Consider the following 20,851-nt stretch of genomic DNA (forward strand, 5'->3'; position numbering starts at 1 on the left):
TTTATTTAGGGTGAATCAGGGGGCCGCGCTGGCCCCCAATGCGGTTACTCGCTTGGCGGAGTATAACCTTCGATATGGACGTCGTGCCCTTCGAGCAAGAACTTGACCATCTCGCCTTCCAACAGTTTGCGATCGTCAACGTTCATCATGTTCAGTTTCTTTTCGTTGATCAGCATGGTTTGTTTTTTCATCCACTCGCCCCAAGCTTCTTTCGAGATCTCGTTAAAGATGCGTTTGCCAATCTCGCCCGGATAGAGCTGAAAATCCTGCCCTTCGGCATCACGTTGCAGGAAGGTGCAAAAAATGGTTCTGCTCATGCTAAGTCCTCGTTAATCAATCTATTTGCTTGGATCGGTTGTTTGGCCAGTTGCTTTAGTAGACGTTCAACTGGCGCGGCCAGTCCGACCGATGGGGGCTGCGCCAAGTTATACCAGAGGCCGCTGCCTTCATCCATGGCGCTGCCACTGTTATTTAGTGCCAACCACATGGGGACAATGTCGAGATGGAAGTGACTGAATGTATGACGAAATGCAGTCAACTGTTCCAGATGATTGTTTTTCAGACCGCGCTGTTGCAGCCAGAGTTCCAAATCGATTCGAGAGCTAAATTGTGGGAAGCAGAACAATCCGCCCCATAGCCCAACTGTTGGGCGTTGTTCCAGCCAAACGCGTTCATCTTGCTGGAGCAATAAAAAGTAAGCGGTTTTTTCCGGCAGGGTTTGCTTGGGTTTTTTACCCGGATATTGCGCCCAACTATGATTGGCGTAAGAGAGGCAACCGGTATTGAGTGGGCACAGTTCGCATTTGGGTTTGGAGCGAGTGCAAACCATCGCGCCAAGATCCATCATCGCCTGATTAAACTGACCGACGCCTTTGGCGGGAGTGACGTCTTCGCTAATCTGCCACAGGCGTTTTTCCACCTCTTTTTTACCCGGCCAGCCGTCGACGGCGTAGCAACGTGCCAGCACGCGCTTTACGTTACCGTCGAGGATGGGGTAATGCTGACCCAGCGCCAACGAAAGCACCGCACCCGCAGTTGAGCGGCCAACACCGGGCAAATCGACGATTTCCTCGAAGGTTGTCGGGAATTCACCGCCGTGCTGGAAGGTAATTGTCTGCGCCGCTTTATGTAGATTTCTGGCTCGGGCATAATAACCGAGCCCGGTCCACAGATGCAGCACTTCATCCAGTGGTGCTTCGGCTAAGGCTCGCACGTTAGGGAAACGCGTCATAAAGCGCTGAAAATAAGGAATAACGGTGGCAACCTGAGTTTGTTGCAACATCACCTCAGATAGCCATACTTGATAAGGCGTTTTATCAAGCTGCCACGGCAGCGTTTTGCGCCCGTAGCGTTGATACCAGTCAAGCACCACGTGCGAGAACTGCTGTGCTTGCATCATAACGTTAGATTCATGAGTAAAATAATGAAGCGCGATTGCAACATAGAGTCTGATTGCTGTAAACCGGAACTTTCCTGCTCTGCGATACAGATGAATGCTTGCTAAACCAGACTATCTTTGCATAATGCGCGTTCCCCACATTGGCAGCCAAACAGACAGAAAGCACTATGATTAATAACGTCCTGACCCCGGAATTTGATGAGAACGGCCAAGCAATGCGCCGTATCCGCAGTTTTGTTCGCCGCCAAGGGCGGTTGACCAAAGGCCAGCAACACGCGCTGGACCATTATTGGCCGGTGATGGGCGTGGAATATCAGGCTGAAACTGTCTCCCTTACCGCCTTGTTTGGTCGCGATGCGCCAACGGTGTTAGAGATTGGTTTTGGCATGGGGGCTTCGCTGGTGACAATGGCGCAGCAAAACCCACAGCAGAATTTTTTAGGCATCGAAGTGCATTCGCCGGGCGTGGGGGCTTGCTTGGCCGATGCTCATGAAGCAGAGCTGAGCAACCTGCGCGTAATGTGCCACGATGCGGTAGAAGTGTTGCAAAACATGATCCCAGACGGTTCGTTGGACATGGTGCAACTGTTCTTCCCTGATCCTTGGCACAAGGCACGTCACAACAAACGCCGTATCGTACAGACGCCGTTTGTTGAATTGGTACTGAGTAAATTAAAAGTCGGTGGCGTGTTCCACATGGCGACCGACTGGCAGCCTTATGCCGAACATATGTTAGAAGTCATGCGTGATGTCGCAGGATACCGTAATCTTTCTGTGGATAATGATTATGTTCCGCGTCCGGAATCACGCCCACTGACTAAATTTGAATTACGCGGCCAGCGTCTGGGACATGGCGTTTGGGATTTGATGTTTGAGAGGAAAGAATAATGGCTAAGAACCGCAGTCGTCGTTTACGTAAGAAGTTGCACATTGAAGAGTTCCAGGAAATGGGGTTCTCCGTTGCTTGGCGCTTTGCTGAAGGAACTAGTGTTGAAGATATCGACGCGACTCTGGATGCTTTCATCGACGAAATGATCGAGCCAAATGGCTTGGCATTTGATGGCAGCGGCTATCTGCAATGGGAAGGTCTGATCTGCTTGCAGCAAATCGGTAATTGCACCGATGAACAACGCGAGTTGGTGAAGAAATGGTTGGAAGCGCGTAAACTGACCGACGTTAAAGTCAGCGATCTGTTTGACATCTGGTGGGATTAATCGCCAACCAGACCGCTGTTTGTTACTAAGGTGCCTGTATGGCACCTTTGTTTTATCTGGAGTTCTTAACGAGTGGCAACATTGGATAACTCGTTGCTGGCCGAGATCCTGCAACAAGTCCGCCCGCTGATTGGGCAAGGCAAAGTGGCTGATTACATCCCCGCGCTGGCCGAGGTTGAGGCCAACAAATTGGCGATAGCGGTTTATACCGTTGACGGTGAGATGTTTCAGGCGGGCGATGCTAGCGAACGTTTCTCAATCCAATCCATTTCCAAGGTGCTGAGCCTGACGCTGGCGCTGATGCGCTATCAGGAAGGTGAGATCTGGTCGCGGGTGGGTAAAGAGCCCTCGGGCATGCCATTTAACTCGTTGCTGCAATTAGAAATCGAGCAGGGCAAACCGCGTAACCCGTTTATTAATTCTGGGGCGCTGGTGGTGTGCGATATGCTGCAAACGCGCCTCAGTGCGCCAAAACAGCGAATGTTAGAAGTGGTGCGTCAATTAGCTGATGAAGAGTCATTGGCCTACGACAGCCGCGTAGCACGTTCCGAATTCGAGCATTCCGACCGTAATGCGGCCATTGCCTATTTGATGAAGTCGTTTGGCAATTTCGACAACGATGTGCTCACGGTTCTACAAACCTATTTCCATTACTGCGCGCTGCGGATGAGCTGCGTGGAGTTGGCGCGTAGCTTTGTCTATCTGGCGAATCATGGACGCGACCTGCATGGTAACGAAGTGATCAGCCCATTGCAGGCACGGCAAATCAACGCGCTGATGATGACTTGCGGTATGTACGATGGCGCGGGGGAATTTGCCTATCGCGTTGGCTTGCCGGGTAAGTCTGGCGTTGGCGGCGGTATCTTGGCGATCGTTCCGGGTGAACTGTCGATCGCCGTCTGGTCGCCAGAATTGGATGCTTCGGGAAACTCGCTAGCGGGAACTGCGGCACTGGAACTGTTGTCTCAACGTATTAGCCGCTCGATTTTTTAATCCCATTGCGCAAGGGAGTCAGGAGAAAATATGTTAAAGAAGACCGGGTTAGCCTTACTGCTGTTCACTGCCGCACAGGCGCATGCCGACTATCAGTGCAGCGTTAAACCCCAGGATGACGTGATTATTAGTCAGCAGAGCGTGCAGATAATAGGTGCCAGCGGCAATCTACAAATTTCGCCGGACGGCGATGTGACTCGTGACGGCAAAACGCTGACTCTGAACGACACCCAGCGGCAGAAAGCCTTCAGTTATCAAAGCGCGTTGCGCAAAGATCTACCGTGGATCGACAAGGGCGCGAAAGATCATTTGGAAAAGGCACGTGTGTCGCTGGATAAAGTGATCGTCAAAGAATTGGGTAGCGGCAGCAACGTGCGTAACCGCCTGACGACGCTCGACGGTCAGCTTAAACAACAGATGAACCGCATTATCGAGACGCGCAGTGATGGTTTGACGTTCCACCATAAAGCCATCGATCAGGTAGAGCAGGACGGCCGTAATTTGGTGCAACAAAGCATGGGCGGTATTTTGCAGGACAGCATCAATGAAATGGGCGTCGGTAAAATTGCCAGCGTCGGAGCCAGCAGCAATCCATTGCAAGCCGTTCTGGGCAACCTCGGCGGTTTGCAGCAAGCGATCCGCGATGAGTGGAGCAAGCAAGAACAAGACTTCCAGAACTTCGGCCGTGACGTTTGTGGCCGCGTAACCGCACTGGAAAATCAACGTCAAGACTTGGTTAAGGCGTTGAAGTAATCGAAAACCCTACTGAAATGTAGGGTTTTGACCTCCCGGTGATAATCTGACACACTGAATAAATTATGTACTGTTTTATGGGTGTCTACGGAGAACGCGACGTTATGAGCCATACCAGTTATGAAACCGATGTTGTTGCCTGGGCAAATGAACAGGCTGCTCTTCTGCGCTCCGGAAAATTGTCTGAAATCGATATTGAAAAGATCGCCGAGGAGATTGAAGACGTGGGAAAGAGCGAGCAAAGGGAACTTGCCAGCCACATGACGGTGCTGATTGCCCATTTATTGAAATGGAAATATCAGCCGGTGCGTCGTGGAACCAGTTGGGAACGCACGATTAAAGCGCAACGTAAAGAAGTGCTTTATAGCCTGAAAGAATCGCCAAGCCTGAAAACTAAACTGGCTGATGAGGATTGGTTAGATGTGGTTTGGGCCAAGGCTGTGGCGTTAGCGACCACTGAAACCGGCCTAGATGTATTCCCGGAAACCGGGATCTGGGATATTCAACAGGTGCTTTCCCCGGAGTTTTATCCAGACTAATAGACTAAAAAGCGCTGAACTCTCAGCGCTTTTTCTTTACCTCTCATTCCTCTGCCAAAAACAGCTCTAGCAGTGAATTTAGGAACAGTTTGCCGTGTTCGGTTACCTGCCAATGTTCTGCTGTTTCTAACAGATAACCTTTTACTATTGCTTCATCCAACGCTGCGCGGATGGTGCTTTCATCCAACCCGGTGTAATGGGTGTATTCGGCTCGTGGAGCAGCTTCCAGCAGGCGAAAACGATTCATAAAGAACTCGAACGGTCGATCTGCCAGTTCCACTTCGTGCTGTTTATCCAAATACTTACCTTGCATAAAACCACGCGGATGCTTGGTTTTGGCGGTGCGTAGAATACGGCCATCACTGAATGTCAGCTTGCCGTGCGCCCCACAGCCAATGCCCAGATAGTCACCGAAACGCCAATAATTGAGGTTGTGCTGACACTGATAACCCGGTTTGGCATAGGCTGAGGTTTCGTATTGCTGGTAGCCAGCAGCGCTCAGTAATTCATGGCCTTGCTGGAAAATATCCCACAGCGCATCGTCATCTGGCAGCACTGGCGGACGTGAACTGAATAGGGTGTTCGGTTCAATAGTGAGTTGATACCATGACAGGTGCGGTGGATTGAGGGCGATAGCCTGCCGCAGATCGTCCAAGGCTTCTTCCAATGATTGATCCGGCAAGCCGTGCATCAAATCGAGGTTAAAGCTACGCAACCCCAAGCCAGTGGCTAAATGGGCGGCGCGTTTAGCCTCCTCTGGGCCGTGTATGCGCCCCAGACGCGTCAACTTCTCAGCGCTAAAACTCTGCACACCAATAGAAATGCGGTTAATGCCAGCGCGTTGGTAGCCGCTGAAGCGATCGGCCTCGACGGTGCCGGGGTTGGCTTCCATGGTGATTTCGGCACCATCGGCAACTTTAATGCGCGAGCGTACGCCATCCAGCAAGGCTTGCATGGCTTCGGCGCTGAGCAGGCTTGGTGTGCCGCCACCGATAAAAATAGTGCTGATCTCGCGTCCGCTGGTCAGCGGCAGATCAGCATCTAGATCGGCTAGTAGATGATCCACATACTCTTGGTGCGGTACGTCGCCTTTCAGCGCGTGTGAGTTGAAGTCGCAATACGGGCACTTCTGCACGCACCAAGGGATATGGATATACAAACTGAGCGGGGGCAACTTAAGCATTGCGCATGGCTTCCAACATCAATTTCAGCGCTTTGCCACGGTGCGACACGGCGCTTTTCTCTTCTTTGGATAACTCAGCCGCGGTGCGCTCTAGCTCTGGTACGTAGAAGATAGGGTCATAACCAAAACCGCCTGCACCCGCTTGCTCGAAAGTGATCTCTCCAGCCCAACTGCCGTGAAAAACTAGCGGCGTCGGGTCTTCGGCATGGCGCATATACACCAGCACGCAATGGAATTGTGCGCCACGTTGCTCTTGAGGGACGTCTTTTAAGGCAACCAGCAGTCTATCCAGATTTTGTTGGTCTGAAGCCTCTTCACCAGCGTAACGCGCCGAGTAAATCCCCGGTGCACCGCCGAGGGCGTCTACCGCTAAACCAGAGTCGTCGGCAATGGCGGGCAAGCCAGTGGTTTGCGCGGCGTGACGTGCTTTCAGAATGGCATTTTCGATAAAAGTCAGGCCGGTTTCTTCGGCGGAATCCACACCAAGTTCGGTTTGCGCGACTACATCCAAACCAAAATCAGCCAGCAGACCGGCGAGTTCACGTACCTTTCCGGGATTGCCGGTGGCAAGAACGACTTTTTGCATAGTAATTACCTTGAGCTTATTCGATGAGCGCTGCGATCGCTGCGGGGATCTGCTGCGGATTGACGACGCGTAATTGCTTATGTCGTCCCAATTCGCCTTTCTCGATGATGATGTTGCCTTTTGCCACTTTAAACTGCTTAGCGAGGAATTTGATCAGATGCGTATTGGCTTGACCGTCCACTGGCGGGGCGGTGATGGCGACTTTTAGCTCGTCGCCATGTAAACCGATAATCTGGTCGCGGCTGGCTTTCGGCTGAATATATAGCCTGATTACCAGCCCGTCCAGTATTGGTGTGACTGCACTCACAGCAGGAACCAAATCTCGCCGAAGATATCCATACCCAAGTAGTTGATGAGATACAGGATCAGGATGACTACCATCGCGGAGAAATCGATACCACCCATCGCAGGGAGGATGCGGCGGATTGGGGACATCAAAGGTTCGGTCAGTTGATACATCACATAATCAATCGGGCTGCGGCCTTGGCTAATCCAGCTCATCAGTGCGCGGATAATCATCACCCAGAAAATCAGATAACCGGCGGATTTGACCAACGAGATCAGGCCAAACAACAGGTTATAGGGGCTGAGTGACATCGCACCGCCTTGAATCAACAATAACAGCGGATATTTGATGGTCATCAGCAAGAAAGCCAGCAGCAACGAGGCGCTATCGATCGGCCCTAATGCCGGGATCACCCGACGTAATGGACCGACGATCGGTTGGGTGATTTTGACCACGAACTGTGAAAATGGGTTGTAAAAATCGGAGCGAACCCATTGCATCCAAATACGTAACAGCAACACCATTACGTAAAGATCAATAACGGTTTTGACCAGAAAAGTCAGCGTCAACATGTAATAACCTTTTCATTAATTAATTGTTAATTAAAATAATTTTTCCATTTCTTGCGCACGAGTTACTGCTGCTTGCATTGCTTTGGCGACGGTGGCTGGGAGCTGTTGTTCGTTGAACACTCGCAGCGCTTCGGCGGTAGTTCCGCCCTTGGACGTCACCTGTTCACGCAAGGTAGACAATGGGATATCGGCATTGGCCTCCGCCAGTGCCGCAGCACCGCTGGCGGCTTGTTGCACCAATTCACGAGCGGCTTGGCTGCTAAAGCCCATGCGCTGCGCTTCTTGTTGCATGGCATCCATAAACAGGAAGAAGTAGGCCGGGGCGCTACCGGCGGCAGCGATCACGCCGTTGATACCCTCTTCATCATCCACCCAACAGACTTTACCCACTGAACTCATCAATTCAGCACTGTAATCGCGATCCTGTTGGCTAACCTGTGCGGGAGCATACAGACCACTCATCCCTTTGCCCACCAGTGATGGGGTGTTCGGCATGATGCGCACAATGCTCAAACCATCACCCAATAGCTGGTAGAAACGGTTAACCAGAACGCCAGCAGCGATCGACAACACCAGTTTGCCGTTAAAATCGACTTGCTGCTGTAAGGTTTTGCAAACGTCCGCCATCATTTGTGGTTTGACTGCCAAAACAACGACTTCGGCGTTACTGGCGCTGGCAATGTTGTCTGCGCTGCTGTTGATGCCATATTCCGCCGCCAGGGCATCACGGTTTTTCGGCGAAGGAGCGCAAACGGTGATCGATTTCGCGGGATAACCGCCAGCTACCAAACCCGCGATAATCGCGCGTGCCATGTTACCCGCACCGATAAAGGTAATCTTGCGATGTTGCATTACATCTCTCCGTCTCAGGCTGGTGAATAATCACGAGCGCCAAAAATAGCGGTGCCGATGCGCACCATAGTACTGCCAGAAGTAATGGCAGCGGTCATATCATCGGTCATACCCATCGATAGTGTATCCACATGAGGATACTCTTTTTGCAGTGATAGGAAGGCTTGTTGCATCTGACCAAATACGGCCAATTGACGTTGATAGTCGCTTTCCGGTGCTGGGATTGCCATCAAACCACGTAGTTTGATGTTGGGCAGCGCGGCTATTGCAGCAGCCAATTCCGGTAACTCCGCCAATACAATGCCAGATTTGCTTTGTTCGTCACTGATATTTATTTGAATCAGCACGTTAAGTGGTGGCCTATCGGCGGGGCGTTGATCGCTCAAGCGTTGAGCAATGCGCAAACGATCGACGGTATGACACCAAGCAAAATTCTCTGCTACCAGACGGCTCTTATTGGATTGCAATGGGCCGATAAAGTGCCATTCCAAACCTGCGCCTTCAGGTAACTGAGAGAAGTATTGGATTTTATCCACCCCTTCTTGCACGTAATTTTCACCAAAAGCACGCTGACCTGCCGCGATAGCTTCTGCGATCGCCGCCGCAGGTTTGGTTTTGCTTACTGCAAGTAATGTCACTTCTTCTGGAGCACGTGCGCAACCTTGAGCGGCAGTCGCTATGCGCCCCCTGACATCCTGCAAGTTCTGTTGGATAGTGCTCATTATTGACCCAGGAGAGTGATATGGATATCGATGAATTTGTGGCGCTTAGTGTAAAGCATAATGCATCTGATCTGCACCTTTGTACCGGACATCTACCGATGTTACGTATAGATGGTGAACTTCAACCATCGCAAGAGCATGAAATGTTAACGCCAGAACGGATGGCGATGCTGTGTACGGAGTGGCTCAACACTGAGCAACAGCAGTTATTACAACAATTCGGTCAGTTGGATACGGCACTGACGCTGAGAAATAGCTCCAGATTGCGTGCCAATTTCTTTTTGCAACAGCACGGGGTTTCCATTGCGTTACGTCCTATCGCCGAGCGTTGTCCAACTTTGGCACAGCTATCACCTCCCGACATTTTAACGACATTAATGCAGTTGGAAGATGGGCTGATATTGGTCACTGGCGCGACCGGTAGCGGTAAATCTACCACCTTGGCGGCGATGATCGATCACATCAACAGCCATCAGCGCCGCCATATTTTGACCTTGGAAGATCCGATTGAATTTATCCACCATAGTCACTGTTCGCTGATCCAGCAGCGTGAACTCGGGCGCGATACCCACAGTTTTGACGATGCGCTGCGAGCCGCACTGCGTGAGGACCCTGATGTGATCTTGCTCGGTGAATTACGTGACACCACCACCATTCGCTTGGCACTGACGGCAGCCGAAACCGGTCACTTGGTGCTGGCGACCCTACATACTCGCAGTGCGCCACAGGCGGTGGAGCGGTTGGTGGATGTGTTTCCTGCAGAAGAGAAACCTTATGTACGAGCTCAATTGGCCAATAGCTTGCAAGCGGTGATTGCCCAAAAGCTACTGAGTAAAACCGGTGGTGGTAGGGTGGCTGTTTTCGAGGTTCTGACCGCCACCGCAGCAGTTAGTAGCATGATTCGCGAAGGCAAAACCCATCAACTCGCCAGCGTACTGCAAACCGGGGCGCAGGCCGGTATGCAAACTTTTGAACAAGGCTTACAGCAGCGGGTTAAACAGGGGTTGTTGTAAACATGAAATTGCCAATTGCGCATTGCGCAATACTCAATGGAGGGGTACGATGATTAAATCGTTCGACATAAAGGACTCGAGCAGTTTTTCCTGCATGGTGTTACTTCCGGGATCGATACTCGACATCGACAAAAGTTGCGGGAACGTTTGCACTTTTTACATCGTGCGCAGGTAGTGACTGATTTGAACTTACCAGGCTGGCGATTGCACCGGTTATACGGCTTTGCTTCTGCAGAGTGGTCAATTGTCGTTAATGGTAATTGGCGACTGACTTTTTGTTTCGAGCAGGGCGACGTTTATTTATTGGATTATCTCGATTATCACTGAGGTCGATTATGGATATGTTTAACCCGCCGCACCCTGGCCCCTCAATTAAAAGTAACTATCTGCTTCCACTGGGGATTTCGGAGGTTGCACTGGCGACTGCATTACAGGTGTCACCTTCAACGTTGAACCGGGTGATCAATATGAAAGCAGACATTACCGCAGATATGGCGGTACGTTTGGGTGCTGTATTAGGCACTTCAGCAGAAATGTGGTTGGCGATGCAGGGTGACTACAACTTATGGCAAGCCAAAGAGCATCTGAAAGAGGTTTGTTTTAACGTGTTATATCAACCAGAGAAAGTGCTGGATACCTCTGATGATGGTTCAAGCTCACAGACTGATTTCTCTGAACGGGTAGATAGCCAGCTGATTAATCAGCGATATAAATAATGGAATAGAGCAATAAAATGCACGAGGTATGATGCTGGATTGCGTCAAGTCTATTATAATGACACAATCTCAATTATCTCATTAGCATCTACTTTCCAAAACTGATTGTGGATATTTTTTGGCTTGGGTGTTTTCTGATAAAAATAAGGCAATTCTTATGAGCCCATGGTTAGTGGTTGATGACCATCCCGCAATTGGTTTTGCAGTTAAGTCCATTCTTGCGTCAATAGGAAATAACTCGGTTTTAACCGCAACCGACGGTATGACTGCGCTGGCAAAAATAAAAGAAAAAACGCCTGAACTGGTGATTCTGGACATCATGCTGAATAAAATGGATGGTTTGCAAATTTTGCAGCATATTCGCCAGATTGATAACACCATAAAGGTCGTTGTTTATACTGGTTTGCCCACTGAAATTTATGCTGAGCGTGCCTTACGAGCTGGAGCTTGTGGTTTTTTTAGCAAAGACAATGATATCAGCCAATTAGCACCTCTATGCCAACTCGTGTTGCAAGGGTTCAGTTGTTTCCCCCAGTCAGTAATCGCGCCTTTAACACAACAGGTGGTGAGTAGTGACAGTGATGAAAATAGCTTAGCGCGCCTTTCTGATCGTGAAATTACCGTATTACGCTATTTAGCCAATGGAATGAGTAATAAAGATATTGCTGATAGATTGATATTAAGTAATAAAACCATTAGTACTTATAAACGGCGCTTGATGGAGAAGTTAAAGGTTAATAGCTCAGATGAGTTATCTGCATTTATTGATAATGAAAATAAGATAATTTCAGATGAATAAATTACTGTTGTTATTGTTGCTAGTCTGTTTCCGGCTATTTGCGGATACCACCACCGATGGTAAGGAAATAAACTTAATCAGCCGTAGCCAAGTTCAATTGCCCGAGCCGGCTTTAGCCAGCGCTGATTGGCAATGGCTGCGGCATAAGCGAACACTGATATTTGGCACTTCTGCACCTAACTATCCTCCCTATGACATCACTACAGGCTTACATGATTACGGTGGTATCAATGCCGACTATCTGGGGATTTTGGCTTATAACCTGAATGTACAGGTGAAAGTACGTTCTTATAGTACCTACGCGGCATTGCTTAAAGCGTTAAAAAATGGCGAAGTAGACTTGATCGGTAACATCAGTGCAGACGATGGTGAACGAGATAGCATTCTGTTAACCCAACCTTATCAACCTATTACTCCAGCATTAGTCGTGCGCACAGATAGCCTGCTGCAGAGTAAACCACCCGCTCATATTGCCGTCGAGCAATCGTATAATAGTCGTAAAATTTTAGCGGAACATTTCCCAGGCGTTGACGTACAGGTGTTTGACTCGCCACGACGAGCATTAGAGGCACTGTCGTTTAGTAATATTGATGCCTTTATTGGTGATGCCACATCAGCACAATACTTAATCAATCAAGCCAACCTAAACAACCTGCATTTGCAATTGTTGCCACAGAAGGAAGCCGATGGTTTTTCCTTTGGCTTGGCGCAGAACAATTTACGCTTGCAACGTATTATCAACACCCTGTTACCAACCATCCTAGAAAGTACCACCGCTACCATCAATAGCCGTTGGAATGGCGGAAGTCCATTAGCCTCTAACGGAACACAGTTGCTGTTTACGGCATTGGAACGTAAATGGATAGAAGAGCACCCGAGTATCCAAGTCGCCGTTAATGATGATTTTGCCCCGTTAGGTTTTTTTGATGAGCAGGGGAGTTTTCGGGGGCTGACCGCCGATGTACTTGAAGCTATCGCCAGCCGTACCGGGCTGCGTTTCAATATTATTCGTACTCAATCGTTGCAGCATTCATTAGAAGCGGTGAAAAACAAACAAGCCGATGTTGTCGCGGGTGTGACTCTGGATTCAGTATGGCTCAATGGATTACTGACCACCCGTTCTTACCTGTTCAACTCTTGGGTATTGGTCGGTTATAAATCGCAAAAAGATAATCTGCATCCACAACGTATCGCCGTTGTGGAAGGGCATTCTCTGAGCACGGCTTTACAGCAACAATATCCACAAAGCCGCAGCGTCAGCGTGGCGACGTCACAAGAGGGAATGACGGCGCTGAAAGAGCATCGTGCGGATGCTTTGATATTGCCGATGATCGGTGCCAGTTTCTTACTTTCGCTCGAACCGCAAAGTGGTTTGGCGATCCTGCATGGATTGGATACTGAGCCAGCTCGGTTTGTGATGGGGATTTCCAGAGACGAATATCCGTTAGCGACGATCCTCGACAAGGCACTGCTCAATATCCCGCCAGAAGAAATCCATTCCATGACCAGCAATTGGTATAGCTATGCCTACCTGACGAAGGGGGTATTCCGCGATGAAGATAGATTCGCAGAGTACTATCGGCCACTGTTGTTGGTTCTGGCTTTAGTTGTCTTATTATTGCTGTGGGCCATCTGGCATTATCGTCAGAATTATCGACAGCGATTAGCACGACAAGCAGCTAGTGCAGGTTATCGTCAGCAAGCGCTACTAGATGCGTTGCCAGTCCCTATCTATATCACCGATTTTAGTGAGCGGGTGGTTGCGGCCAACGCGCAGTTTTATCGAGCGTTGGGGGCTCCGGCTGAACAGGTATTGGGTGAGAAATTGGATCACTATCAACTCAATATTTCCGGTGCGCAAGAGGTGGAACTGAAACCCGGTGATAACGAACCACAGGCGTTTTTGATCACTCGTCAGTTGGAGTTGGATGGGAAAATTCGTCTGCTACAACAATGGCGTTCGCTATTGATGGCCGACCCGCGTCAGGCTGAAGGTAACGTGAGCGGTTGGTTTGATATTACTGAACGTGAGCAACTCATCGGCCAGTTGCAACAAGCTAAAGAACTGGCAGACAGCGCCAACCGAGCGAAAACAACGTTCTTGGCTACCATGAGCCATGAAATTCGCACCCCGTTGAATGCGATTATTGGTTTACTGGAATTGACGTTACGTCAGCATCAACAAGGGACACAACCCGATGCGAATTTGCTGGGGGTAGCCTATGACTCAGCCAATTCCCTGCTCGCGCTGATTGGCGATATTCTTGATATTTCACGCATTGAATCCGATCGTTTGGTGCTACAGCCTGAGCGTGCCGAACTGAGGCATTTGATAGAAGCTGTCGCCATGTTATTTGACGGCGTCGCACGGCAGAAGGGATTAGATTTCAAATTGGGCATTGATGCTGCAATGACTGGCGATGTGTTGATAGATCCGCTGCGCTTCAAACAGGTGCTATCTAATCTGGTCAGTAATGCCATCAAGTTTACTTCGCAAGGGCAGGTGACGCTACATGCGATGGTGGAGTCGGCTAGCGATGAACGAATGGATATCAGTATCCGCGTTATTGATAGCGGGCAAGGCATGGATGAAAATCTGCAAAAACGCCTGTTCCAACCCTTCTCTCAAGGGAAAACCACTTCAGGAGGTACCGGCTTGGGGCTCTATATCTGCCGTACACTGGTGGAAATGATGGGCGGCACTATCTCTTTGCGTAGTCAGCCGGAAATTGGCAGTGAAGTCACCGTTTATCTGTCGATCCCCAGGTTGACCAAGTTGAAATTAACAACAGCATCGACTTCGGTGAGTCATGAGCCGTTACCTAGCCTGCGGGTGCTGGTAGCGGAAGATCATCGTGCTGGGCGAATGTTGCTGCTCCAACAGTTGACCTATTTGGGGCATCGTGTTGTGACGGCCGAAGATGGCAAACAGGCGCTGAATATACTAGAACAGCAGCAGTTTGATCTGATTATGACGGATTGTCATATGCCGAATATGGATGGTTATAGCTTTGTTCGGCAACTGCGGAAGATAGAAAAGCAACGTCAGCATGAACCCATGACAATCTGGGGGATGACGGCCAATGCACAAGGCAGTGCGCGCGATGCTTGCCTTGAGGCTGGTATGGATGATTGCTTGTTTAAGCCAGTGAGTTTGCAGATTCTGACAGACAAGTTACGTAGTTTACCGGTGGCAAACGTTGAACATAACGACGACGACGATATTTTCTCACCAGAAAAACTCCCAGCAGAACTACGTCAACCTGCAGTTTTTGCCGAATTTATTGCTACGTTATTGGATTGTCTGCAGGAAGACGGTGCGGCGTTGGCGAAAGAAGCCGAGCACCAACCGTTACGAAGTGAAGACGTTAGTGAATTGGCACATAAACTGACTGGAGCCGCGCGACTGATCCATGCAGATAAATTGGATAAAGCATGCCGAGTGCTAGAAGAAAATGTTGAGCACGGCAATATCGCCCTCGTGATGGGTGAAACTCGACGTTTAATCGTTGCTCTGCAAAACTTACAACGGACTACAAGCGTGTAGTCCGTTCCTACAGACAAATGAGTCCGAGCTGGGATATTAAAGTCACCATCATCTATTTATCATGGCTGTGACTGGAGGGGGGAAGATGACTCTCCCTATTAATACTGATTAAGGACTTCAAAATGAACAAGATGACTAAATTTGCTGTACTGCCATTGGTTATGGCTCTGGGTGTGGGTTTCTCTTCTATCGCTTCTGCGGCTAACGATTGTAACGCCAAGCGTGCTGCGATTGAGAACCAAATCAAACAAGCAGAAAAGTATGGTAATGACTATAAAATCGCTGGTTTGAAGCGTGCATTGAGCGAAGTTAATGCCAACTGCACCAACGGTAGCGTGCTGAAAGATGCTCAAAAGAAAGTGAGCAAGCTGGAAAGCAAACTGCAAGACAAGCAAAAAGACGTGCGTGAGGTTCAGGCTGATCTGCGTGAAGCTCAGGCCAAAGGCGATACCAAGAAAGTCGCCAAATATCAGGGTAAACTGCAAGAGAAACAGGCTGACGTAAATAAAGTTACGGAAGAACTGCGTCAGGCTCGTGCTGAAGTTGCTGCTCTGCAAGGTTAATAAGTTTTGAGTTGTGGCTAGATAAACAACAACTAAAAACCGATTCAATAGAGATCGTCAAGGCGCTGGTTGCAGCGCCTTTTTGACATGATTTCAATATTGTGGAATGACTCAGGGAACGAATGAATTCCATCTTACGTATTGCCGGGCTAGGGTTAGCTCTGGTGTCGTTTTATTGCGTGGCAGAAATTAATAAAGCCTACGTTATTGTCAACAATAACTATAAGGGTGAAATAGCACTCGACTTTATTGTTGGTGAATATCCCTGTCTGACTGCACCCTTATTACGTGAATGGGGGATGCACTATAACGATGTCGCTAAAATGCTGTTCACTTCCAAAGGCTGCGTGTTGCCGCGTTCATTGCGGCAAGCTGAAATCCAAACTTTTTACGACCGTGATGCCACACTCTTGACGCTAGTCATCCCGACGGAACTCATCAGTAATATGGAAAATGCGGTGGCGACCAGTCGTTGGGATGAAGGTATAAACGCCGCTTTTGTCGATTATCAACTTAACTATGCCCATTATGCTGGGGAGCGTTATCGTGACGCTGAGCGCCACGACAGTTTGTACGCTAATTTTACCAGTGGGATCAATGTAGATGCTTGGCGCTTACGTTATCAACCTATCTATCAGCGTGATACTTGGGGTCAGCCTGAATGGTACAGCGAGCGCGTCACTGCTTCTCGTAATATCAAAACTTGGCGCTCACAGTTAGTGGCTGGTGATCAAAGTACTCCGGCAGAATTATTTGATAGCGTGAGATTCCGTGGAGTTAGCCTCGTTTCTGACGACCGTATGTTACCCGATGGTTTACGACCTTTTTCGCCATTGATACGCGGTTATGCGCGTAGCAATGCAGAAGTGCGGGTGCGGCAAAATGGTGTGGTGATTTACCAGACTTTTGTACCACCCGGAGCTTTTGTATTGCAGGATATTCATCCTTCCGATTCTGAAGGAAATATCGAGTTGACCATCAAAGAGAGCGACGGAACAGAAACTGAACGAACCATTCCGTACTCGATGATGCCGAATCTGGTTATGGGGAATCACTGGAAATACGATCTTAACGTGGGACGATATAAACCGTATCACGGTGTTGAACAGGACAAGCCCTTATTTGGTCAGTACTCCATCAGCTATGGATTACCGTTTAAAACGACGCTCTATGGTGGTTCAGTCATGGCTGAGCAACTTTATCGTAGCGGATCTCTAGGGATCGGGAAAAGTTTGGATAAGTGGGGGGCATTGTCCGTCGATTACAATTTCTCTGTTGCGCAAGACTCACGTCGTACCGATGCTGATCGTGGTGGTATGTGGCGTGTACGTTATCTGCGTTCGCTCCTTTCTTGGGAATCGTCCTTAAGCTTGCTGGCGCAATACTATCCAAAACAACGCTATCGCACTTTTTCTGACGCCATCGGGCAACAAGACTCATATTGGTGGGATTGGGAAGACGATATCTTTGTCGGTGAGTTTGAGGCGGAGAAAAAGCACCGTTTGGAAGCGCGTTACAATCAATATCTTTCGGATTCCGATAGTTTATACCTGACTCTTGTGCAAGAGGCTGTTCGCGGTCAGGAAAAGCGTGAGACCAGTATTGAAATAGGCTATAGCGGCACTTGGGCCGATATTGATACCTCAATTTATGCGGAATATAACCGTCAGTCTTATGGCCAAGAACAGAGTTTGGTCGGCATTTCTTTCACTATTCCTTTAAGCAAAATATCGATACCCAGATTGAAACTGAACTATGACCACACCATTGCAAAAAATGGTTCTGACAGCCGTCGTCTCGGTGTTAGTGGCACCGCGCTGGAAGATTACAGTCTGAGTTATGATCTTGGTGCTACGCAAAATCAGAAAGACGGGAGTAGCCAGGATGCGAGTCTGGACTACCAATACAACGCCGGGGACGCTCGCTTGGGTTATTCCCGTGGCAAAGGTTATCGCCAGCAGAATGTCGAGCTTTCTGGTAGTGCGGTGTTACATCGCGGAGGACTGACTTTAGGTCAATCGCTGGGGGAGACTATCGCGATTGTTGAAGTGCCGAAATCACCGGATATTGGTGTGAACAATCAATATGGTGTGACGACAGATTGGCGAGGTTATGCCGTGGTTGGCAGTCTTACGCCGTATCGGGTTAACCGGCTATCGTTGGATACATTCGATCTCGCTGAGGGCTTGGAATTGCCAGTATCAGAAAAAGAAGTAGTGCCAACAGCCGGAGCGATTATGTTCAGTCGCTTTGCTCCGGCGCGTAAAGTTAGCCCAGTTGCTGCTCAAACCAGCTCTCCAGAATAACCACGGCGGAGGCTGAATCAACGCTGCCTTTGTCTAATGCGCGGAAACCGCCGCGGTCGAACAGGTGCGAGCGAGCCTCAACGGTGCTTAGGCGTTCGTCATGCAGTGCAATTTGAACACCAAAGCGACCATTTAGACGGTTGGCAAACTTACGGGCACGTTCAGTTAGCGGTTGCTCCGTACCATCCATATTCAATGGCAGACCGACGATCACCAGATCTGGCTGCCATTCTTTCAACAGTTTTTCGATCTTGAGCCAGTCTGGCGTACCGTCTTGGGCCTTAAAGGCGGCCAGCGCGCGTGCCGTACCGGTGATTTCTTGGCCGATAGCGGCACCGATGCTTTTGGTGCCGAAATCAAAGGCGATGATGGTGCGATTGCTCATCAGGCGTGTCCTGCATGGTTGGCGATACTACGGATGTCGATGCCCAGGCGGTTAGCCGCTTCGCGCCAACGGCTCGCGATCGGTGTGTGGAACAGAATGTCGGTGTCGGCCTCGATCGTCAGCCAAGCATTTTCCAATACTTCCTGCTCTAACTGATCTTTTTCCCAACCGGCATAACCGAGGGCGACGAGCACATCCTCAGGTTGATCCGCCGTACCGAGCGTTTCTAGTACGTCTTTCGATGTGGTGATCATGGTTTTATCGGAGATCTTGATACTCGAAGCAAAACCATCGTGTGGTGTATGCAGAATAAAGCCTCGATCGTCCGCTAATGGGCCACCGGCGAACACCGGTTTGTCTAAGCGAATCTCGGGATCGCGCGTTGTCGGCAAGATCTTCAGTTTGCTCAGTACCGTTTCGATGGTGAATTGTTCCACAGGTTTATTGATCACCAGCCCCATCGCGCCGTCTTCATTGTGCTCACAGATGTAAATGACCGAGTGTTTGAAACGCGGGTCCTGCATGCTTGGCATGGCAATAAGAAAATGGTGCTGTAAATTCATTGTGTTAGTAAAAATAATTATTTGATTTAGAGGTTACGGGCGGCAATGCCGCCCGTTCGAAATTACTTCGCTGCCAGACGTTTTTCGATTGCGTCCATCAGCATACCGGTGACGGAAACGTCTGGGAATGCCGCTTCGATCTCACGGGCGCAGGTTGGGCTGGTGACGTTGATCTCCGTTAGGCGATCGCCAATCACATCCAGACCAACAAAAATCAGGCCTTTTTCTTTCAGCGTCGGCGCCACTGCTCGGGCGATTTTCCAATCACTTTCGCTCAACGGACGGGCTTCACCACGCCCACCTGCGGCTAGGTTACCACGGGTTTCACCCTGTGCTGGGATGCGTGCCAAGCAGTAAGGCACAGGCTCGCCATCAACCACCAGAATACGCTTGTCGCCTTCTTTGATCGCTGGCAGGAAGTTTTGCGCCATGCAGAAACGGCTACCGTACTCGGTCAACGTTTCGATGATCACTGATAGATTAGGATCGTCCTGTTTAACGCGGAAAATCGAGGTTCCACCCATGCCATCCAACGGCTTGAGGATAATATCGCCGTGTTGCTGGTGGAATTTACGGATGTGAGCCGCGCTACGGCTGACCAGTGTATCTGGCGTTAGTTCTGGGAACCAAGCAGTGAACAGTTTTTCGTTACAGTCACGCAGACTTTGTGGTTTGTTGACCACCAATGTGCCTTTAACTTCGGCACGTTCCAAGATGTAAGTGGCGTAGATGTATTCGGTGTCGAATGGCGGATCTTTACGCATCAGGATCACATCCAGATCCTGCAATGCCAGATCTTGCTCGCTGCCGAAGAGATACCAATTATCGTAATTTTGTTCCACGCTGAGTAGGCGAGTACGGGCGCGGCCTTCACCTGCATGCAGGTAAAGATCGTTCATTTCCATGTAATGCAGTTCATAGCCACGGCTCTGCGCTTCGAGCAGCATGCCAAAACTGGTGTCTTTCTTGATGTTGATGGATGTGATGGGGTCCATCACGATGCCGAGCTTGATCATCTTTTCTCCTTTAACCCAAGTCGCCGAAACGTACCTGCAAAGCAGTTATTGCGGTGAGTGCTGTGGTTTCTGTACGCAGAACGCGTGGTCCCAGCAGAATATCAGTAAATCCGTAACCTGTGGTCATGGCAATTTCATCTGCGGATAATCCACCCTCTGGCCCGATCAGCAAACGGACGCGTTCCACCGGTAACGGCAGGGTATTGATGCTGTGATTGGCGCGCGGGTGCAGGTTCAGTTTCAGACTGTTGTCCTGTTCGGCACACCAAGCCTCCAGAGTTATCGCCTCACGAATTTCCGCAATTCGATTACGCCCACATTGTTCGCAGGCGGCAATCGCAATTTTCTGCCATTGCTGAATTTTTTTCGCCAGACGTTCACCATCCAACTTTACACCACAGCGCTCGGAAAACAGCGGGGTAATCACGTTGACACCGAGCTCGATGGATTTTTGGATGGTGAATTCCATTTTTTCACCACGAGAGATGACTTGGCCGAGATGCAGATGCAGCGGTGATTCGCGATCTTCCAACTGACCGACGTTTAAGCGTACCTGTACACTTTTCTTATCTACCCGAGTGATTTCGGCGTCGAAGACTTGATTGCTGCCATCAAACAATTGCAGCATTTGCCCGGCGTTCATACGCAATACACGGCCCACGTGGTTGGCGGCATCGTCGCTCAATGGGATTTCAGCATTGGCGACCAACGGTTCCGGGTGATAAATACGGGGAATTCGCATAGTAATTGTTCAATCCTGAAAGCGCGAAGTAAATTGGACAACAGTATATACCCAATAGATTTTTAGGTGCAGCCAACAACTCGGCAACGAGAAACATGAAGGT

At 49.6% G+C, this 20,851-nt stretch carries 24 protein-coding genes; 12 read left to right on the forward strand and 12 right to left on the reverse strand.

What is annotated here, in order from left to right:
- Positions 1-44: 44 nt before the first annotated feature.
- The gene (locus AC3ISQ_RS03685; protein WP_489350640.1) at positions 45-317 is read right to left on the reverse strand and encodes an oxidative damage protection protein; all 273 of its coding nucleotides are present in this window, start codon (positions 315-317) and stop codon (positions 45-47) included.
- A complete protein-coding gene (gene mutY, locus AC3ISQ_RS03690; RefSeq protein ID WP_489350641.1) occupies positions 314-1,399 on the reverse strand; it encodes an A/G-specific adenine glycosylase in 1,086 nt (361 codons plus the stop codon). Before mutY ends, AC3ISQ_RS03685 begins: the two co-directional genes overlap by 4 nt.
- A gap of 167 nt (positions 1,400-1,566) precedes the next feature.
- Between mutY and trmB the strand changes: the two genes are divergently transcribed.
- The 5 genes from trmB (at position 1,567) to AC3ISQ_RS03715 (ending at position 4,897) form a co-directional block, all read left to right on the forward strand.
- Positions 1,567-2,286: a tRNA (guanosine(46)-N7)-methyltransferase TrmB gene (gene trmB / locus AC3ISQ_RS03695; protein WP_489350643.1), complete on the forward strand. Its 720-nt coding sequence runs from the start codon at positions 1,567-1,569 to the stop codon at positions 2,284-2,286.
- The gene (locus AC3ISQ_RS03700; protein ID WP_489350645.1) at positions 2,286-2,612 is read left to right on the forward strand and encodes a YggL family protein; all 327 of its coding nucleotides are present in this window, start codon (positions 2,286-2,288) and stop codon (positions 2,610-2,612) included. Before trmB ends, AC3ISQ_RS03700 begins: the two co-directional genes overlap by 1 nt.
- Before the next feature lie 72 nt (positions 2,613-2,684).
- Complete coding sequence (glsB, locus tag AC3ISQ_RS03705) at positions 2,685-3,605, forward strand: glutaminase B (RefSeq protein WP_489350647.1); 921 nt, start codon at positions 2,685-2,687, stop codon at positions 3,603-3,605.
- A 30-nt stretch (positions 3,606-3,635) separates the two neighbouring features.
- Entirely contained in the window at positions 3,636-4,358 is a 723-nt protein-coding gene (locus AC3ISQ_RS03710; RefSeq protein WP_489350649.1) for a YggN family protein, read from the forward strand.
- A 104-nt stretch (positions 4,359-4,462) separates the two neighbouring features.
- Positions 4,463-4,897, forward strand: coding sequence for a DUF29 domain-containing protein (locus AC3ISQ_RS03715; RefSeq protein ID WP_489350650.1), 435 nt, complete (start codon positions 4,463-4,465; stop codon positions 4,895-4,897).
- Between the two features lie 43 nt (positions 4,898-4,940).
- Here the strand turns inward: AC3ISQ_RS03715 and hemW are convergent, their stop codons facing one another.
- Genes hemW through AC3ISQ_RS03745 form a run of 6 tightly spaced genes read right to left on the reverse strand, consistent with a single transcriptional unit; the run spans position 4,941 to position 9,098 of the window.
- Complete coding sequence (gene hemW, locus AC3ISQ_RS03720; RefSeq protein WP_489350652.1) at positions 4,941-6,080, reverse strand: radical SAM family heme chaperone HemW; 1,140 nt, start codon at positions 6,078-6,080, stop codon at positions 4,941-4,943.
- Positions 6,073-6,666 (reverse strand): XTP/dITP diphosphatase, encoded by a 594-nt coding sequence (locus AC3ISQ_RS03725; protein ID WP_489350653.1) that lies wholly within the window; start codon positions 6,664-6,666, stop codon positions 6,073-6,075. The genes hemW and AC3ISQ_RS03725 overlap by 8 nt, the downstream gene beginning before the upstream one ends.
- 16 nt (positions 6,667-6,682) lie before the next feature.
- Complete coding sequence (gene yggU, locus AC3ISQ_RS03730; protein ID WP_489350655.1) at positions 6,683-6,973, reverse strand: DUF167 family protein YggU; 291 nt, start codon at positions 6,971-6,973, stop codon at positions 6,683-6,685.
- Positions 6,970-7,524 carry a YggT family protein gene (locus tag AC3ISQ_RS03735; RefSeq protein WP_489350657.1) on the reverse strand — a complete coding sequence of 185 codons (555 nt, stop codon included), beginning with the start codon at positions 7,522-7,524 and terminating at the stop codon, positions 6,970-6,972. The genes yggU and AC3ISQ_RS03735 overlap by 4 nt, the downstream gene beginning before the upstream one ends.
- A 30-nt stretch (positions 7,525-7,554) precedes the next feature.
- Positions 7,555-8,376, reverse strand: coding sequence for a pyrroline-5-carboxylate reductase (proC, locus tag AC3ISQ_RS03740; protein WP_489350658.1), 822 nt, complete (start codon positions 8,374-8,376; stop codon positions 7,555-7,557).
- A gap of 14 nt (positions 8,377-8,390) precedes the next feature.
- A complete protein-coding gene (locus AC3ISQ_RS03745; RefSeq protein WP_489350660.1) occupies positions 8,391-9,098 on the reverse strand; it encodes a YggS family pyridoxal phosphate-dependent enzyme in 708 nt (235 codons plus the stop codon).
- 20 nt (positions 9,099-9,118) lie between these two features.
- Here AC3ISQ_RS03745 and AC3ISQ_RS03750 point away from each other — a divergent pair, with 20 nt between their 5' ends.
- From AC3ISQ_RS03750 to AC3ISQ_RS03780, 7 genes are all read left to right on the forward strand, one after another.
- Positions 9,119-10,111, forward strand: a complete 993-nt coding sequence (locus tag AC3ISQ_RS03750) for a type IV pilus twitching motility protein PilT (protein ID WP_489350662.1) — start codon at positions 9,119-9,121, stop codon at positions 10,109-10,111.
- Between the two features lie 111 nt (positions 10,112-10,222).
- Entirely contained in the window at positions 10,223-10,438 is a 216-nt protein-coding gene (locus tag AC3ISQ_RS03755) for a type II toxin-antitoxin system RelE/ParE family toxin (protein WP_489353113.1), read from the forward strand.
- An 8-nt stretch (positions 10,439-10,446) separates the two neighbouring features.
- Positions 10,447-10,827, forward strand: coding sequence for a HigA family addiction module antitoxin (locus AC3ISQ_RS03760; protein ID WP_489350664.1), 381 nt, complete (start codon positions 10,447-10,449; stop codon positions 10,825-10,827).
- 157 nt (positions 10,828-10,984) lie between these two features.
- A complete protein-coding gene (locus tag AC3ISQ_RS03765) occupies positions 10,985-11,626 on the forward strand; it encodes a response regulator (protein ID WP_489350666.1) in 642 nt (213 codons plus the stop codon).
- Positions 11,619-15,173, forward strand: coding sequence for an ATP-binding protein (locus AC3ISQ_RS03770; protein WP_489350667.1), 3,555 nt, complete (start codon positions 11,619-11,621; stop codon positions 15,171-15,173). Before AC3ISQ_RS03765 ends, AC3ISQ_RS03770 begins: the two co-directional genes overlap by 8 nt.
- A gap of 122 nt (positions 15,174-15,295) precedes the next feature.
- Complete coding sequence (locus AC3ISQ_RS03775) at positions 15,296-15,736, forward strand: DUF1090 domain-containing protein (RefSeq protein WP_489350669.1); 441 nt, start codon at positions 15,296-15,298, stop codon at positions 15,734-15,736.
- 122 nt (positions 15,737-15,858) lie between these two features.
- Positions 15,859-18,042 carry a fimbria/pilus outer membrane usher protein gene (locus tag AC3ISQ_RS03780; RefSeq protein ID WP_489350670.1) on the forward strand — a complete coding sequence of 728 codons (2,184 nt, stop codon included), beginning with the start codon at positions 15,859-15,861 and terminating at the stop codon, positions 18,040-18,042.
- Here AC3ISQ_RS03780 and ruvX read toward each other — a convergent pair.
- From ruvX to rsmE, 4 genes are all read right to left on the reverse strand, one after another.
- A complete protein-coding gene (gene ruvX, locus AC3ISQ_RS03785) occupies positions 18,005-18,427 on the reverse strand; it encodes a Holliday junction resolvase RuvX (protein WP_489350671.1) in 423 nt (140 codons plus the stop codon). The two genes, AC3ISQ_RS03780 and ruvX, sit on opposite strands and share 38 nt — an antisense overlap.
- A complete protein-coding gene (locus AC3ISQ_RS03790; RefSeq protein ID WP_489350673.1) occupies positions 18,427-18,990 on the reverse strand; it encodes a YqgE/AlgH family protein in 564 nt (187 codons plus the stop codon). The genes ruvX and AC3ISQ_RS03790 overlap by 1 nt, the downstream gene beginning before the upstream one ends.
- A 62-nt stretch (positions 18,991-19,052) precedes the next feature.
- Positions 19,053-20,006 (reverse strand): glutathione synthase, encoded by a 954-nt coding sequence (gene gshB / locus AC3ISQ_RS03795; protein ID WP_489350674.1) that lies wholly within the window; start codon positions 20,004-20,006, stop codon positions 19,053-19,055.
- A 10-nt stretch (positions 20,007-20,016) separates the two neighbouring features.
- Positions 20,017-20,748 (reverse strand): 16S rRNA (uracil(1498)-N(3))-methyltransferase, encoded by a 732-nt coding sequence (gene rsmE, locus AC3ISQ_RS03800; RefSeq protein ID WP_489350675.1) that lies wholly within the window; start codon positions 20,746-20,748, stop codon positions 20,017-20,019.
- Positions 20,749-20,851: the final 103 nt, after the last annotated feature.

The organism is Serratia sp. KH_031 (genome assembly GCF_057839655.1).